General features: G+C 64.7%; 12 protein-coding genes and 1 pseudogene. 2 read left to right on the top strand and 11 right to left on the bottom strand.

Going from position 1 to position 17,411, the window contains the following annotated elements; all coding sequences use genetic code 11:
- The first annotated feature begins 31 nt into the window (after nt 1-31).
- Nucleotides 32-1,456: a glutamate--tRNA ligase gene (gene gltX, locus ASD45_RS09125; RefSeq protein ID WP_056911203.1), complete on the top strand. Its 1,425-nt coding sequence runs from the start codon at nt 32-34 to the stop codon at nt 1,454-1,456.
- Between the two features lie 226 nt (nt 1,457-1,682).
- On the top strand, nt 1,683-2,993 hold the full coding sequence (gltA, locus tag ASD45_RS09120) for a citrate synthase (RefSeq protein WP_056911202.1): 1,311 nt from the start codon (nt 1,683-1,685) through the stop codon (nt 2,991-2,993).
- Between the two features lie 71 nt (nt 2,994-3,064).
- On the opposite strand, the gene ASD45_RS09115 is transcribed toward gltA, so the two are convergent.
- The 11 genes and pseudogenes from ASD45_RS09115 to bamA all read right to left on the bottom strand — a co-directional run bounded on the left by ASD45_RS09115 (nt 3,065) and on the right by bamA (nt 17,375).
- On the bottom strand, nt 3,065-4,186 hold the full coding sequence (locus tag ASD45_RS09115) for an ABC transporter permease (RefSeq protein ID WP_056911201.1): 1,122 nt from the start codon (nt 4,184-4,186) through the stop codon (nt 3,065-3,067).
- Between the two features lie 2 nt (nt 4,187-4,188).
- A pseudogene (rbbA, locus tag ASD45_RS09110) lies at nt 4,189-6,895 on the bottom strand (ribosome-associated ATPase/putative transporter RbbA).
- On the bottom strand, nt 6,892-7,917 hold the full coding sequence (locus tag ASD45_RS09105) for an HlyD family efflux transporter periplasmic adaptor subunit (RefSeq protein WP_244485446.1): 1,026 nt from the start codon (nt 7,915-7,917) through the stop codon (nt 6,892-6,894). The pseudogene rbbA and the gene ASD45_RS09105 overlap by 4 nt, the downstream one beginning before the upstream one ends.
- 177 nt (nt 7,918-8,094) lie before the next feature.
- A complete protein-coding gene (locus ASD45_RS09100; RefSeq protein ID WP_056911199.1) occupies nt 8,095-9,117 on the bottom strand; it encodes a Gfo/Idh/MocA family oxidoreductase in 1,023 nt (340 codons plus the stop codon).
- A 73-nt stretch (nt 9,118-9,190) separates the two neighbouring features.
- The gene (locus ASD45_RS09095) at nt 9,191-10,228 is read right to left on the bottom strand and encodes a beta-ketoacyl-ACP synthase III (protein WP_056911198.1); all 1,038 of its coding nucleotides are present in this window, start codon (nt 10,226-10,228) and stop codon (nt 9,191-9,193) included.
- 58 nt (nt 10,229-10,286) lie between these two features.
- The gene (gene lpxB / locus ASD45_RS09090; protein WP_056911197.1) at nt 10,287-11,495 is read right to left on the bottom strand and encodes a lipid-A-disaccharide synthase; all 1,209 of its coding nucleotides are present in this window, start codon (nt 11,493-11,495) and stop codon (nt 10,287-10,289) included.
- A complete protein-coding gene (gene lpxI / locus ASD45_RS09085; RefSeq protein WP_056911196.1) occupies nt 11,492-12,361 on the bottom strand; it encodes a UDP-2,3-diacylglucosamine diphosphatase LpxI in 870 nt (289 codons plus the stop codon). The genes lpxB and lpxI overlap by 4 nt, the downstream gene beginning before the upstream one ends.
- Nucleotides 12,358-13,203 carry an acyl-ACP--UDP-N-acetylglucosamine O-acyltransferase gene (gene lpxA / locus ASD45_RS09080; RefSeq protein WP_056911195.1) on the bottom strand — a complete coding sequence of 282 codons (846 nt, stop codon included), beginning with the start codon at nt 13,201-13,203 and terminating at the stop codon, nt 12,358-12,360. The genes lpxI and lpxA overlap by 4 nt, the downstream gene beginning before the upstream one ends.
- Before the next feature lie 19 nt (nt 13,204-13,222).
- A complete protein-coding gene (gene fabZ / locus ASD45_RS09075) occupies nt 13,223-13,681 on the bottom strand; it encodes a 3-hydroxyacyl-ACP dehydratase FabZ (protein ID WP_056911194.1) in 459 nt (152 codons plus the stop codon).
- Between the two features lie 10 nt (nt 13,682-13,691).
- The gene (gene lpxD / locus ASD45_RS09070; protein ID WP_056911193.1) at nt 13,692-14,750 is read right to left on the bottom strand and encodes a UDP-3-O-(3-hydroxymyristoyl)glucosamine N-acyltransferase; all 1,059 of its coding nucleotides are present in this window, start codon (nt 14,748-14,750) and stop codon (nt 13,692-13,694) included.
- 132 nt (nt 14,751-14,882) lie between these two features.
- Complete coding sequence (gene bamA, locus ASD45_RS09065) at nt 14,883-17,375, bottom strand: outer membrane protein assembly factor BamA (protein WP_082540735.1); 2,493 nt, start codon at nt 17,373-17,375, stop codon at nt 14,883-14,885.
- Between the last annotated feature and the right edge of the window lie 36 nt (nt 17,376-17,411).

The raw sequence follows: 17,411 nt of genomic DNA, 5'->3' as shown, positions 1-17,411 counted from the left end.
TCGTGACGGGACCTGTGGTACAGGGCGCGCGATGAACGCACCTGTCGTCACCCGTTTCGCACCCTCCCCGACCGGCTTCCTCCATATTGGCGGCGCCCGCACGGCGCTGTTCAACTGGCTCTATGCCCGCCACTTCGGCGGCAAGATGCTGCTGCGAATCGAGGATACCGACCGCGAACGCTCGACCGATGCCGCCATCGACGCCATCCTCGACGGCCTGAGCTGGCTCGGCCTGACCTGGGAAGGCGAGCCGATCTTCCAGTTCGCCCGCGCCGACCGCCATCGCGAAGCGGTCGAGCAACTCATCGCCGCCGGTAAGGCCTACCGCTGCTACGCGTCGCAGGAAGAGCTTACGATCATGCGTGAGGCGGCCCGCAAGGAAGGCCGCTCCAAGCTGTATAACGGCCTGTGGCGCGACCGCGATCCCTCTGAGGCGCCGGCGGGCATCAAGCCGGTAATCCGTCTCAAGGCGCCGACGACCGGCGAGACGGTCATCGAGGACCAGGTCCAGGGTCGCGTCATCTGGCAGAATTCCGACCTCGACGATCTGGTCCTGCTCCGCTCAGACGGCTCACCGACCTACATGCTGGCGGTCGTCGTCGACGATCACGACATGGGCGTCACCCACATCATCCGCGGCGACGACCACCTGACCAACGCCGCCCGCCAGTCCCAGATCTACGAGGCGCTTGGATGGCAGGTGCCGACCATGGCGCATATCCCGCTGATCCACGGGCCGGATGGCGCCAAGCTCTCCAAACGCCACGGCGCCCTCGGCGTTGAAGCCTATCGCGCGCTCGGCTACCTGCCCGCGGCTCTACGGAACTATCTCGTCCGCCTCGGCTGGTCGCACGGCGACCAGGAGATTTTCTCGACCGAGGAGATGATTGCCGCTTTCGATCTGCCGTCGATCGGCCGCGCGCCGGCGCGGCTCGACCTGGCCAAGCTCGATAACCTGAACGGCCATTATATCCGACAGATGCCGGACGCCGACTTGCTCAAGGCGCTGGAAGACGTGCTGCCCTTCATCCCGAACGGACAGGCGCTGGCCGACAAGATGAACCCGATACTGCGCGACAAGCTGCTGATCGCCATGCCCGGCCTGAAAGAACGCGCAAAGACTCTGATCGAGCTGTTCGAAGCGTCGCGCTTCGTCTGGGCCGGCCGGCCGCTGGACATGACCGATCAGGCGAGGGGCCTGCTGACGCCCGAAGCGAAGACCCTTCTGGGCAAGCTGATCCCCGCGCTGGAGACGGTTCCTGAATGGACCGGGCCGGCCATCGAAGCGGTGGTCCGCAGCTTTGCCGAAACCGCGGCGGTCAAGCTTGGCGCAGTGGCGCAGCCGCTGCGCGCAGCGCTCACCGGCAAGACCACCTCACCGCCGATTTTCGACGTTTTGGCCGTGCTGGGCCGAATCGAGAGCCTGGCCCGCCTGCGCGACCAGGCCGCGGGCTGAGGCGTCGGCGCCGGACCGGCTAAATTCTCCCGGCGTCAATCTTTCCGCGACGAAATCCATGCCCATATGCGAGGCAGCCCCTGCGTTTGCGCGATCTTGCAGCGCAAACACGGATGGGCTACCGAAATGCAGGCTGGATGCCTCTCGCGCCTCCCTGGCGCCGTCCCCGTCCGGCTTAAGGCCAATAAAGTAGCGCATCGCCGCTCCGAAATCCGAGGGTTCGACCATGGACGCCAAAACGGACGCCAACAAAGCAACCGGCTCGATCACCGTCGGTAACAAGAATTACGACCTGCCGATCTACAAGGGCAGCATCGGGCCGGATGTCCTCGACATCTCCAAGCTCTACGGCCAGAGCGGCATGTTCACTTACGACCCCGGCTTCACCTCGACGGCAAGCTGCGAATCCAAAATCACCTACATCGACGGCGACGAAGGCGTGCTGCTGTACCGCGGCTACCCGATCGACCAGCTCGCCGAGCACGGCGACTTCCTCGAGACCTGCTATCTGCTGCTGTACGGGGAACTGCCGACCGCCGCGCAGAAGGCCGACTTCGACTACCGCGTCACGCGCCACACGATGGTGCATGAGCAAATGAGCCGGTTCTTCCAGGGCTTCCGCCGCGACGCCCATCCGATGGCAATCATGACCGGCTCGATCGGCGCGCTGTCGGCATTCTACCACGACTCGACCGACATCTCGGATCCGACCCAGCGCATGATCGCGTCGCTACGGATGATCGCCAAGGTGCCGACACTCGCGGCCATGGCCTACAAGTATTCGGTCGGCCAGCCCTTCGTTTATCCGAAGAACGATCTCGATTACGCGTCGAACTTCCTGCACATGTGCTTTGCGGTGCCGGCTGAGGAGTACAAGCCGAACCCGGTGCTGGCGCGCGCGATGGATCGCATCTTCATCCTGCATGCGGACCACGAGCAGAACGCCTCGACCTCGACCGTGCGCCTTGCCGGTTCGTCGGGCGCCAACCCGTTCGCCTGCATCGCGGCCGGTTGCGCCTGTCTGTGGGGCCCGGCACATGGCGGCGCCAACGAAGCCGCGCTCAACATGCTGAGCGAAATCGGCACTGTCGATCGCATTCCGGAATTCGTGCGTCGCGCCAAGGACAAGAGCGACAGCTACCGTCTCATGGGCTTCGGCCACCGCGTCTACAAGAACTACGATCCGCGCGCCAAGATCATGCAGAAGACCTGCCACGAGGTCCTCGCTGAACTCGGCATCAAGGACGATCCGCTGCTCGACGTCGCCATGGAGCTCGAGCGCATCGCGCTGCATGACGAGTACTTCATCGAGAAGAAGCTCTACCCCAACATCGACTTCTATTCGGGCATCACGCTCAAGGCGATGGGCTTCCCAACCACGATGTTCACCGTGCTGTTCGCCGTCGCGCGCACCGTCGGCTGGATCGCGCAGTGGAAGGAAATGATCGAGGATCCGAAGCAGAAGATCGGCCGACCGCGTCAGCTCTACACCGGCGCCACCGAACGCGATTACGTGCCGACCTCACGGCGCAAGTAACTACTTTCGTCGCCATCGATACCGCGGCCGGGCCTCATCGCCCGGCCGTTTTCTATTGCCGAGCGCTTGGCTCAGACCATTTCCCCGATCACCTTGCGGAAGCGCGTCAGGGCGATGCCAAACAGCACGCCGCCGATGGCGATCAGTGCCAGCAACTGCGGCCACACCACGGCGAGCCCGGCGCCGCGGAACAGCACTGCTTGCGACAGCATGATGAAATGCGTGGTCGGCGCGGCCAGCATGATGGTTTGCACGACAGCCGGCATGCTTTCGCGCGGCGTCATGCCGCCCGACAGCATTTCCAGCGGCACGATGACCAGAATCACCAGCAGGGCGAACTGCGGCATCGACCGCGCGAGCGTGGCCAGCACGATGCCGAGTGAAGTGGTGGCGAACAGGTTGGCCGCAACGCCGACCAGCAGCACCGCCAGAGAGCCCTGCACCGGCACACCAATCAGGCCCTGCACCACCAGAACCAGCGCCGTTGTCCAGGCGGCGATCACCACCAGCGCCATCGCCCATATCTTGCCGGCCATGATTTCGAACGGCGTCACCGGCATGACCAGCAGGTGCTCAATGGTGCCATGCTCGCGCTCGCGGATCAGCGCCGCGCCGGTCAGGACGATCGACAGCAGCGTGACCTGATTGACGACCTCGATGACGGCGCCGAACCACGACTTGTTGAGGGCCGGGTTGTAGCGAATGCGCAGCGCCAGATCGACGGGCAGCACGGTCGCCGCACGGTAATGCTGCAGGAAGGCGGCGACCTCTGTGGCGACGATGGTCTGGATGTAACCGGCGCCGGCGAACGCCTGGCTGACCCGCGTCGCATCGACGTTGAGCTGAATGTCGGGCTTGCGGCCGGCCAGCACGTCGCGCTGGAAGTTCGGCGGGATGCCGAGCGCAAACGTGATCGAGCCGTTGTCCATCCGTGCGTCCATCTCGGCGGCGCTGATCAGGATCGGCGGATTGAAATGTGGCGGGTAGAACGCGGCGACGAGACGCGTCGATAGCGCCGAGCGGTCCTCATCGACGATGGCGATCGAGGCCTTGTTGAGCGTCTCGGGCATGGCGGTCGCGGCGGTGTAGATGGCGCCGGTAAAGGCATAAACGATCAGCGCCAGCATCACGCGGTCGCGACCGAGGCTGCGCAGTTCCTTGATGCCGAGATTGACGATGTTGGCTAGCCGCATCGTCAGCTCTCCTGCTTCTTCAGCAGCATGGCGCAAAGCCCGATCAGCACCGGCACCGCCAGCGCCAATGGCACGAACGACGCCTGCAATTCGGCAAAGCCCAGCGACTTGGCAAAGGCGCCGCGCGAGATGATCAGGAAATGCGTGGTCGGATAGACGGCGCCGACAATGGCGCCAAAGCCCTCCAACGCCGACACCGGCTCGATGAAGCCGGAATACTGCGTCGCCGGGATCAAGGTGACGATCGCGGTGCCGAACACGGCGGCGACCTGGCTCCTCATGAATGAAGACATCAGCAGCCCCATGGCGGTGGCCGAAACGACATAGAGCAACGCGCCGGCGGACATCGCCGCGAAGCTGCCCTTTAGCGGCACGCCGAACAGAGTGACCGCCAGCAGCGTCAGCAGCAGGAAATTCAGCATTGCCAGCACGACGTATGGCAGTTGCTTGCCGAGCAGAAATTCAAGCCGCGTGGTCGGCGTCACGTAGAAGTTGATGATCGAGCCGAGTTCCTTCTCGCGCACGACGCTGAGCGCGGTCAGCATCGACGGAATGAGCATCAGCAGCATCGGGATCACCGCCGGCACCATGGCGACGATGCTTTTGACGTCCGGGTTGTATCGGTAGCGGATGGCGATGTTGACCGGCACGGCCATGCCGCCGGCAGCGCCGAGCCACTCCTGGTGCATGGCCTGCACGTAGCCTTCGATCGTTTCCGCTCGCATTGGCATGCTGCCATCGATCCAGGCGCCGATCTGCACGCGGTTGCCGCAGGTCACGGCCGAAATTCGGCGGCAACTCAATAGCCAGGGTGATCTCGCCGGCCCGCATGCGACGGTCGAGATCGTCATAGTCGGTGATCGGCGGCCGCTCGGTGAAATAGCGCGAGCCCTCGATGTTGAGGACGAAGTTCTGGCTGGTGGTGGTCTGGTCGCGGTCGAGCACGGCGAAGGTCAGGTTCTCGACGTCCATGGTGATGCCGTAAGCCATGACGAACATCAGAATCATGCTGCCGACCAGCGCCAGCGTGGCGCGTATGGGATCGCGCAGCAGTTCGAGCGTTTCGCGCCGGGCATAACTCAGAACGCGCCGCGGCTCGAAGAAGCGCGGCGCCGGCCGCGCCGTGGCCGCCGGGAGGGAGAGCCGTCCGGCATCCGGATGGGCCTCTTCGCCGGTGTCCTCAAGATAGGCGATGAAAGCTTCTTCGACATTGCGGACGCCGCGTCTGGCGACCAGCGCCGCCGGCGTGTCGCTGGCCAGCACCTTGCCGGCGTGCATCAGCGAAATGCGATCGCAGCGTTCGGCCTCGTTCATGAAATGGGTCGAGATGAAGATGGTCACGCCGTCGTTGCGCGACAGGTCGATCAAAGTTTGCCAGAACGCGTCGCGCGCAACGGGATCGACGCCGGACGTCGGCTCGTCGAGGATCAGCAGCGACGGCTTGTGGATCATGGCGACCGCCAGCGACAGGCGCTGACGCTGACCGAGCGGCAATTGCCCGGGCAACATGTCCATGAGGCCGGCAAGCCCGAAACGCTCCGCGACCACCGTGACGCGCTCCGGAATCTGCTCGGCGGGCATCTGGAACAGGCGCGCATGCAGTTCGAGGTTCTGCCGCACCGTCAACTCGCCATAGAGCGAGAAGCCCTGCGACATGTATCCGACGCGCCGGCGCGTCTCCATATCATTCGGATCCACAGCGAGGCCGAACAGCCGAGCTTCGCCCTCGCTCGGCGGCAACAGCCCGGTCATCATCTTCATGGTCGTCGTCTTGCCGCAGCCGTTGGAGCCGAGGAAGCCGAAGATCTCGCCCTGAGGGATGCTGAAGCTGACGTGATCGACGGCGACGAAATCGCCGAAGCGCATGGTCAGGCCGCGCGCCTCGATGGCAATGTTCGTGCGATCCGCCGGCAGCGGCTTGAGCACCACGGCGCGATGGTCGCGCCGCTGCTCATCCGGCAGCAGGCTGATAAAGGCGGCTTCCAAGCTGGTGGTCTGCGTCCGATGCAACAGATCGTCGACCGTGCCTTCGGCCATGACGCACCCGGCATTCATGGCGATCAGCCAGTCGAAGCCGGCGGCCTCCTCCATATAGGCCGTGGCCACAATGACGCTCATCGACGGCCGGCCGGCGCGAATGCGGCCGATCAGTTCCCAGAACTGTCGGCGCGACAAGGGATCGATGCCGGTCGTCGGCTCATCGAGAATGAGCAAGTCCGGGTCGTGCACCAGCGCACAGCACAGGCCGAGCTTCTGCTTCATGCCGCCCGACAGCTTGCCGGCGGGGCGGTCAAGGAACGGCGCCAGCCCGGTGCTCTCGGTCAGCGCGGCGATGCGGCGCTCCCGCTCGGCCGCATCCTGGCCGAACAGCCGGGCGAAGAAATCGATATTCTCCCGCACCGACAGCATGGCGTAGAGGTTCTTGCCGAGACCTTGTGGCATGTAGGCAATACGCGGACAGACCGCGCCGCGGTGGCTGGCCTTCGCCATATCGCCGCCGAGCACCACGACCTCGCCGCTCTGCACGCGGCGGGCGCCGGCCACCAGCGCCAGCAAGCTCGATTTGCCGACGCCGTCAGGTCCGATCAGTCCGACCATGCGGCCCGCAGCGAGATCGAGCGTAATGCCGGCGAGGGCCTGCACCGCGCCGTAGCGCAGTCCGACGTCACGCAGCCGGGCAACAGGCGCCGGGGTCACGGGCCCGTTCATTGCGGCAGCTTGGTCTCGAGGTGCGGCGGCCATTTCGCCTCGGGGTTCAGCCGCACATAAGCGGTGCCTGGCAGGCCGGTTTTGACCTGGCGGATATATTTGCGCAGCAGGTCCGGTGCGATCCTGGCCTTGATGCGGAACATCAGCTTCTGCCGCTCTTCGGCCGTCTCGACCGTCTTCGGCGTGAATTGGGCGACATCGGCGACGAAGGTCGCGCGCGCCGGCACCACGTATTGAGGGATAGCGTCGATGACGAGATGCACGTCGCTGCCGATCTCGACCCGGCCGGCGGAGCCGGTCGGCAAGAAGAAGGTCATGTAGACGTCGCTAAGATCGACGATGTTGAGCACCTTGCCGCCGGCGCCTAGCACCTCGCCGGGCTCCGCCACACGATATTGCACGCGGCCGTCGCGCGGTGCGACCAGCGTGCTGTCCTTGATGTCGGCCTTGATGCGATCGACCGTCGCCGTCGTGGCGTCGACCGCGGCTTCGGCATCGATCACCTGGGCCTCGGCCGCGCTGATCGCGGAGGTGACGGCCGCGACCTGGGCCTCGGCCGCACTCACCGCCGCCTTGGCGCCTTCGTAGCGGGCGCGATCATTGTCGAGGTTCTCGATCGAGCCGCTGCCGGACTTCGCCAGTTGGTCGGAGCGTTCAAAGCGCTTCTGCGCGGCGTCAAGCTCAGCTTTGCGCTGCGCGACCACGGCGGTGGCCGCTTCTTTCTCGGCCCGCCGCTGCACCACCTGACTGCGCGCGGTATCGATGGAGATGGTGGCGCGCCTGACCTGCGCCTGCGCCTCGCGCAACTGCGCCTCGAGCACCTCGGTGTCCATCCGCGCCAGCACCTGCCCAGCAGTGACGAAGTCGCCCTCGTCGGCCATGATGTCCTTGAGCCGCCCCGGCGTCTTCGCCGCTATGTCGATCTCGGTCGCTTCGATGCGGCCATTGGCACTGGCAATCCCCGGCGGCAGCGGCGGTGCGCCATACCAGCGCCACGCGCCATACCCGGCGGCAACGATCACGGCCGCGATGACGCCCCACAGGAACCAGGCTCGTGTCTTGTCCACGCCTATAATGCCTTTGCTGGCTGAACCACGGTCCTCGTCACGTAGTGTGACGGCCGCACGGGCTGGTTAGCCCGATACCGACGCGGGGACGTTGATTTAGCGCAACAATGGCAATCAGTGACGCAGTCGAAGTCAGCCGAGGGCAACCGGCCGGCCCTGCTCGGCCGACGCCAGCATCGCCTCGATCAGCCGCATGACCTTGAGCGACTCCGCGCCGCTGACTTCGGGCTCGCGGTTGCCGTCGATGGCGTCAAGGAAATCGACGATCAGCGCCTTGTGAGCGTCATTCGGGAAGGCCATCGGATCGGCGCCGCCGCTCTTTGACGCCGCGCCTTCGTGATGCACGTGGCGACCGTTCTTGTAATAGATATCCAGCGTTTCGGCATTCAGTACCGCAGTGGCGTTGGCGCAAGCGAGCTCGAGCTTCTCCGGAAAGCCCGGATAGGACACGGTCGTCGCATCGATGGTGCCAATGGCGCCGTTGCCGAATTCGACAGCGGCCGCGGCGATGTCCTCGGTATCTATCTTGCGCAGCGGCGAGGTCTTGGCGAACGCCGTGACACGCGCGACCGGCCCGGTCAGGCTCTGGAATAAATCGAGCGTGTGGATCGCCTGCGTGATCAGCACGCCACCGCCGTCCCGTGCCTTCATGCCGCGGCCCGGCTGGGCGAAATATTCCGGGGTCCGCCACCAGCGGATCGAGGCCGAGGCCGAGACCAGTTCGCCAAGCTCGCCGCTTTTCACCGCCGCACGCAACTTGCGCGAGGCATCGCGGAAGCGATGCTGCAGCATGATTGCGAACTTCTTGCCGGCCTTTGACATGGCCGCAACCTGTTTTGCGCCGCGCTCGCTGGTGAAATCGATCGGTTTTTCGAGCAGCACGTGCTTGCCGGCGGCGGCGCACTGCTCGACCAGATCGAGGTGCGACATCGGTGGCGTCAGGATGAAGACGACATCGATCGTCTTGTCGTTGAGAACAGCATCGACGCTATCAACAACCGGATGCGGGCTGGCTGCGGCGAACGCCTTGCGCCGCTCGGACGATGGCGTGAAGCAGGCGGCAATCTCGACGCGGTCGGAGAGTTCTTCGAGGCTCGTGAGATGCGGCTTGAGCGCCATGCCCAGTCCGATGATGCCGACGCGATGTTTCGCCATAGCGCTTCCTTCCCCCGCCGCGGCTTTTTCAGAATGCCGCTGGCGATCCGTTCATCATCACCATCATCAGTGATCAGGCGTGGCCGGCCTTGCCGTTGAGTTTCGGCGCTTTGCCACCATCATAGCCCCACTGCACGTAGACACCGGCCCAGGTGAAGCCGCCGCCGAAGGCTGCCAGCACCAGCTTGTTGCCCGGCTTGAGCTGGGACTCGTAGTCGCACAGGCACAGCGGGATCGTGGCGTTGGTGGTGTTGCCGTATTTGTGGATCGTCACCATCACCTTGTCCATCGACAGGCCCATACGTTCGGCCGTCGACTCGATGATGCGCTTGTTGGCCTGGTGCGGCACCAGCCAGTCGATCTGATCACCGCGCAGGTTGTTGCGCGTCATGATCTCGCCGGACACCTCGGCCATCTTGGCGATGGCGTATTTATAAACCGCCGCGCCTTCCTGATAGACGTAGTGCTGGCGCTTCGTGACCGTCTCGATGCTCGCCGGCAAGCGGCTGCCGCCGGCCTTCTGGTGCAAGTGGATCGAGCCCGAACCGTCGGAACGGATCAGCGCATCCATGATGCCATAACCCTGATTGTTGGGCTCGAGCAGCACGGCCCCGGCACCGTCGCCGAAAATGACGCAGGTCGCGCGATCCTGATAGTCCATGATCGACGACATCTTGTCGGCGCCGACCACGATCACCTTGCGCGCGGTGCCCGTGGCGATGAACTGCGAGGCGATGGTCAACGAATAAAGAAAGCCCGAGCACGCGGCCTGCACGTCGAACGAACCGATATTGTTGATGCCGACCATGTCGCAGATCAGGTTCGCGGTCGACGGGAACTGCATGTCCGGCGTCGTCGTCGCGCAGATCAGGAGGTCGATCTCGCTGGGGTGGGTGCCGGTCTTTTGCAGCAGCCCGCGGACCGCTTCCGCACCCATGTGCGAGGTGCCGAGGCCCTCACCCTTGAGGATGTGCCGTTCCTTGATGCCGGTACGCTCGGTGATCCAGGCGTCGGTCGTATCGACCATCTGCGCAAGGTCGGCATTGGTGAGCACGTCCGGGGGGACATAGCCATGAACGGCGGTGATGGACGCGCGGGAGGGGACAGGCAAAGGACTCGGTTCCAGTTTCGTGTGCCAGGGACATAACGTGTGGAACGGAAAGTTCAAACTACGCCGTCCGCGGACCGGATGCTACTTTTTCGCGGGGTTCAAGGTTAAATTCGGGCAGCGCCGCCAGTATGATGGCGGCCGCTCGGTCGCTCGGTGCGCCCTGCCCGAGGCCCATGATGCGGTCGAGCCCGGCGCAGGCCTCAACCTGGCGCCGCCGCTCCGGCGTGTCGCTCATGAGCGGCGCCAGGGCCCCAGCGAGCCGCTCTGGCGTACAGTCCTGCTGCAGAAACTCAGGGACGACGTTCTCCCCAAGGACCAGGTTGGCGAGGATCGCGGACGGCACCTTGATCATGAGACGGGCCACCCACTCCTCCAGCCGCGAGACCCGATAGCCCGCCACCATCGGCACCCCCGCCAGGGCCAGTTCGAGGGTCGACGTGCCGGATTTGGTGAGGGCTGCCCTCGCGCGTCGAAACGCGGCGTGCTTATCGCCGATCTCGGTCACAATCCGGGCCGGGACAGGCCAACGCGCCACGGATTCGCGGACGACAGCCTCCAGGCGCGGCACGGTGGGCACGGTCACCTCGAACGGCCCGACCCGGGCCGCCAGCTGGCCCAGCGCCGCGCCAAAAACGTCCGCCAAGCGTCGGACTTCGCCCGAACGGCTCCCGGGCAAGACCAGAAGCAGGGGCTGTCCCGTGAGGCGGCTGGCCGGCCCCGCCTCAGGACGCAGTTCGCTCACCTGCTCGCCCAAGGGATGACCCACGAAATCGGTCGGCGGCCCGCCGAGCCGCGCCATGGCTTCCGGCTCGAACGGCAGCAGCGCCAGCACATGATCGACATAAGCGCGCATCGAACGCGCCCGCCACGGCCGCCACGCCCACACCGACGGGCAGACATAGTCGATGATTGGAATCTCCGGCGCTCGGGCTCGCACCTTGCGGGCAACACGGTGCGTGAACTCCGGACTGTCGATGATGACGAGCAGATCCGGCTTCGCCGCGACGACGGCGTCGGCCGTCTGTGTGATGCGCTTGAGGATGGCGGGCAGGCTCCTGGCGATCGCGGCAAAGCCGATAATGGCCAGCTCGCCGAGCGGAAACAGGCTTGGCACGCCCTCGTCGATCATATGGCTGCCGCCAACCGCCGAGAATTCGATGTCGGGGCGGGCCCGGCGCAGCGCGCGGATCAGCGCCGCGCCGAGCCGGTCACCGGAATCCTCGCCCGCGACCAAATAGACCTGCGGCTTGCGGGCCACCGCCGTCATGGCGATGACCCCGGCGGCAAGCCGAGAATGAAGATACCGGCCCGATCTGCATTCGCCACAAGCGTGTCGGCCTCGGCGACAACGGTGGCGCCACCGACAACGGCGATGCCGGCAAGGCCGGCGCGCGCGGCGCCCTCAACGGTCTGCGGTCCAATCGACGGCAGGTCGAAGCGACGGTCCTGCCCGCGTTTGGGCGCCTTCACCAGAACGCCACCCTTGGCCGCGCGAATGCGGCCGTTGCTGCGCAGTTCGGCGACCCGCGTCAGCATCTGATCGGTGCCTTCGACCGCTTCGACAGCGAGGATGTGACGATTGGCGACCACCACCGCCTGACCGATGTCGTATGGGCTCGCTGCATCGAGATAGGCCATGCCGAACGCCGTATCGGTGCGATCGGCTTCGCCCGGCTGAGCGGCGCCCATGACGCCTTCGGGTGCGAGAATCTGCGGCGCCACCTCATGCGCCCCGCGCAGCGTGAAACCTTCGTCCTCCAGGAGCCGGGCCATGCCCGACAGCAGATGATCATCGCCGCCGCGGAACGCCTTGAGCGCGCGCGGCAACAACAAAAGGTCGCGCAGCTGAAAACGGGTGTGCCACGGCGACGGCCTGATCACCGCGCCGATGAAGACGACGTCGCGACAACCGGCGGCGCGGGCAAGTCTCATGAACTTGCTGATCTGGCCGATATAGATCCAGTGATGCCGATAGCGCTCGACCGGCAATCCCTCGGCGGCACCCACCAGCGGAAACAGCACGACCTCCCGGCCCCGAGCGCGGACCAGGTCGGCAACCGCCATCGGCAGGCTGCCGCCGCCGCAGATCATGGCCAGCGGTCCGTCTTGCGGCGCGGCCACGACGACGCTCATGGCTCGCCGTCCGCCTCATCGCGATGGCTCGCCATGGTCAGCGGCCGCTTGCCGGCGCGGATGAATTCGAACATGCGATCGACCAGCGGACTGCCGCCGAATTCGGCTTCGACCTTAGGCAGGCGATCGCGGAATTCGCCGTCACCAAAAAACAGTGCGCGATAGGCCGAACGCAGGGCATGAATATCGGTTTTCGATTTGCCGCGCCTGCGCATGCCGACCACGTTCAGGCCAACCAGAAAGGCGAGCGGGCCCTGCGCCATGCCCCACGGAATGACGTCGGCGCGGATACCAGAGAGGCCGACCAGCATGGCGCCCTCGCCGATCCGCACGAACTGACGCACCGCGGCACCGCCGCCGAACACGACGAAATCTCCGACTTCGACGTGGCCGCCGAGCAGCGTGTTGTTGGCGACGACGACGTTATTGCCGACGTGGCAGTCGTGGCCGACATGGCTGCCGACCATGAAGAAACACTTGTTGCCGACGGTGGTGGCGCCGCCGCCATCCTCCGTGCCGATGTTCATGGTGACGTGTTCGCGGATGTCGCATTCAGCGCCGATCGTCAGCGTCGTAGGGCCGCCGCGATAACCAAAGGACTGCGGGGCCGTGCCGAGAGACGTGAACGGCTGAACCACGGTGCGCTCGCCGATCGAGGTATGGCCGGTCACGCTGACATGCGAGACGAGACGGACGCCGGTGCCGAGTTTCACGTCGGGACCGACGGTACAATACGGTCCGATGCGCACGCCCGCGCCGATAACGGCGCCGGACGCGACGCGCGCCGTTGGATCGATGTCGGTTGCCGACGCGGCGCCGGGATCGGCCTTAGGATCGCCCATGATGATGCCTTCGAGGCGCCTAGCGGTCGGAGATCATCGCGCCGAGGTCTGCCTCGGCCACGACAACGTCACCGACCTTGGCGACGCCGTGATACCACCACATGTCCTTGCGCCGCGCGGTGCGCGTCATGTGATATTTGAGCGTGTCACCGGGACGCACTGGCTTGCGGAATTTGGCATTGTCGATGGTGAGGAAGTAGACCGACTTGGGCTGGCGCGACGACGTCGCGGCAATACACAGAACGCCCGCAGTCTGCGCCATGCCTTCGATCATCAGCACACCGGGGAATATCGGATTGCCTGGGAAGTGCCCCTGAAAATGCGGCTCGTTGATCGTGACGTTCTTGATGCCGCAGCCATATTCGTCCGAACGAATATCTACAACGCGATCGACCAAAAGAAACGGATAGCGATGCGGCAACAGCTCCATCACTGTCGCGATGTCGGCCGCCTCGAGCGTCGTGGCAATAGTATCCATCCTAATATTCTCACTCATCGGCAGCCGCAGCGTCATCGCCTTTGGCCTGCGCCAGCCGTTTGACCAACATGATTTCCCGCAACCATTGCCGCATCGGCTTGGCCGGCGAACCACCCCATTTCACGCCGGGTGGAACATCGGTCGCGACATTACTGCTGGCCGCGATCATCGCACCCTCGCCGACGGTAACGCTTGGAACCGCACCGGCCCGGGCGCCAAAAACAACGAAATCTTCCAGCGTCGCGCTGCCGGAAATACCCACATAAGCCACCAGGACGCAATGCCGTCCTATGGACACATTGTGGCCGACCTGCACCAGGTTGTCGATCTTGGTGCCCTCGCCGATCACCGTATCCCTGATTGCCCCCCGGTCAACGGTCGTCCCGGAACCGATCTCGACATCGTCCTGAATGATGACGCGGCCGACTTGTGGGACCTTGAGATGGCCGCCGCCGCCCATGACGAAGCCAAAACCGTCCTGACCGATCTTGCAGCCCGGATGGATGATCACGCGATCACCGATCAGTGCGTTGCTGAGCACGGTGGTCGCGCCGATGGAACAATCCCGGCCCACGCGCACGCCAGTGCCGATCACCGCGTTGGCGCCGATCACGGTGCCGCTGCCGATCTCCACGCCGCTGCCGATAACGGCACCGGGCTCAACGATGACGTCGCTTTCGAGCCGGGCGGTCTCATGGATGTGTGCGCCCGCGGTGGCGCCGGACGACGCGAGCGACACAGGGCGCAGTGCATGGGGGAACAGAGCCCGCGACACCAGCACGAAGGCGCGGAAAGGGTCCCGCACGGTCAAGGCGGTCACCCGTGGCGGCAGCAGCGAAACGAGCTCGGGCCGCGTCAGGCACAGCCCGGCATGGCTGACCGCTGCATCCTTGGCGAAGTTCTTGTTGTCGAAAAATGAAATATCGAAGGGCGAAGCGCGATCCAGAGCGGCGACATTGACGATCCGCCGGCTGCCAACAGCGCCGTCGGGCGCTTTGGCGCCCGTCAGCTGCACGATTTCATCAAGCGTCAGACCGCCCGACTCGCGGAGGAATACCGGCTCGCTCATTTGCTCTTGCCGCCATGCCACGCTGAAAGTCCGACACCCACTGCAGGGGCCGGCCGGGATCACAGCCAATAATGCCGCGATCCCGCCGGATCCAGACTTCCGTGTCGCCCGGCTCTTTCGGCGGAGCTACGATTAGAACTTCGTGCCGCCGCCGAACCGGAACACCTGCGTGCGGTCGCAAACTTCGCCACCACCAGGGGAGTTCTCGCAGTACTTCTTCAGCGGGTAGGCAAAGTCGAAGCGCAATGGTCCGAGCGGCGAATCCCAGATCAAACCGACACCCACCGAGGCGCGAGTCTTGCTGATGCCGTCGAGGCCGACGTTGAGAGTTTCACCGGTGACGTTCCACGACGTCGGTCCCTCATAGCCCCAGACGTTACCCGCATCGGCGAAGGTGGCGAACTTGATCCCGATTTCCTTCGGCAGGAAGTAGAGCGGCGTCTGGAATTCGACGCTGGCGCCCCAGAAGTGCGTGCCGCCGAGGGAGTCGTTGTTGGTGCCAGCGGTCAGATCGCGCGGACCGAGGCCGCTGGGCGCGAAGCCGCGGACGAGGTTCGGACCCATCTGGAAGTGATCCAGCATGCGCAGATCCTTGCTGCCCCAGCCCGAGACGTTGCCGCCCTGGACCTTCAGGACGCCGACCACATCCGGCACCACTTCGTAGTAGGTGCGGGCTTCAGCGGTGGTGCGGATGAAGTTCACGTCGCCGCCGACGCCGGCATAGTCCTGCTTCAGTTCGGCATAGAGGCCGCTGGTCGGGTTCTTGTTGTTGTCGAGCGTGTTGTAGGCGGTGGTGTAGCCGAGCATCGACACAGTCACCGGACCGTTGGCCAGTTCCTTGCGAACCGCCAGCGAAGCTTCGCCGTCGCTGTAGCACTCGTCGCCGGGCCGCACCGCGCCGGGCGTGTGCGAATGGAAGCCCGCCGGGGTTGGCGAGAACATCGCCGTCGAGGTCGAGATACAGTTATTGTACTGGTCCGGCAGGGTGATTTCCTGCCGATAGATCGAGTAACGCGGCGCGAAGGACAGCTCTTCGGTGAGCGCGAAGCCGAGCTTCAGGTTCGTGCCGTAGGTCGTGATGTCGTAGGAGACCGAGTTCGACGCATCATTCTTGCGCGCGAACAGATCGACGCCGCCCGCCATGCGGTAGCCAAGCAGGTACGGCTCGACGAAATTCAACTCGACGCCGCGGGTGCGCTGACCCCAGGTCACCGCCGCCTTGGCGAACTGACCACGGCCCATGAGGTTGCGGTCGGCGACGCTGGCTTCGGCAATGAAGCCGTCGGCCGTCGAATAACCGCCCGCGATCGAGAATTCACCGGTCGATTGCTCTTCGACGTTCACGTTGACGATGACGCGGTCGGGGGCCGAGCCTGGCTCGGTCGTGATCTTCACGGTCTTGAAGTAGTTGAGGTTCTTCAGCCGGCGCTCGGCGCGGTCGATCAGCGCGCGGTTATACGCGTCGCCCTCGCCGATATCGAATTCGCGGCGGATGACGTAGTCGCGCGTGCGGATGTTGCCGCGAACATTGATGCGCTCGATGTAGGCGCGCGTGCCCTCTTCGACCACAAAAGCGAGATTGATGGTGTGGGTCTCGGGCTTGCGCTCGCCGCGCGGGCGAACGTTGGCGAAGGCATAGCCGTTCTTCGCCGCTTCGATGGCCATCCCCTCGACGCTCTTCTCGACGAGATCGGCATTATAGACGTTGCCGGGCGACAGCTTGACCTTGCTGCGCAGCAGCGACGGGTCGAGCACGCGCACGTTCGAGATCACATCGACGGTGCCGACGTGGTACTGCGCACCCTCATCGATCGTGAAGGTGATGACGAAGCCCTTCCTGGCCGGATCGTACTCGCCGACAGCGGAAACGATGCGCACGTCGGCATAGCCGTGCTTCAGGTAGAAGCGGCGCAGGAGATCGCGGTCGGCTTCGACGCGATCCGGATCATAAATGTCGGTGGTCTGCAGGAAGCTCAGGAAGTTGGTCTGGACGGTCTTGATGACGTCCTTGAGGCGGCCTGACGAGAAAGCCTTGGCGCCGATGAAGCGGATTTCCTTGACGCCGGTCTTCTCGCCTTCCTTGATTTCGAACACGAGATTGACGCGGTTGTTCGGCAATTCGATGATCTTCGGCACGACGCTGACGTCGAACCGGCCGGTGCGCTGATAGATGTCGATAATGCGCTGGACGTCGGCCTGCACGGTCGGCTTCGACAGCGTGCCGCGCGGCTTCGACTGCACTTCGGCTTTGAGCTGGTCGTCCTTGGCCTTCTTGTTGCCTTCGAACGCGACCTGATTGATGACCGGGTTTTCGACGACGGTAACGACAAGGCGGCCGCCGGCATGGTTGATGCGGACGTCCGAGAACAGGCCAGTCGCGTAAAGCGCCTTGAGCCCCTCGTCGATTTCGGCAGGCCCCAGGCGGCCGCCGGGGCCGGGCCTAAAATAGGACCGCACGGTCTCCGTCTCGACCCGGCGATTGCCTTCGACCACGATGGAATTCGCCGACTGCGCGACGGCAACAGTGGACGCCGAAACGGCCAGCCCGGCGGAACCAACAAGGATTCCACCGAGGACCAACAGAGAGAGGGTCAGTCCCCGAACAACCCGCACACAAAGTCCCATGCGCAACGCGCCCTTTATTGTCCTTGCGGCCGTCAC

This window comes from Pseudolabrys sp. Root1462 (assembly GCF_001426945.1).
Lineage (GTDB): Bacteria > Pseudomonadota > Alphaproteobacteria > Rhizobiales > Xanthobacteraceae > Pseudolabrys.
This window is presented reverse-complemented; position numbering and strand designations above follow the sequence as displayed.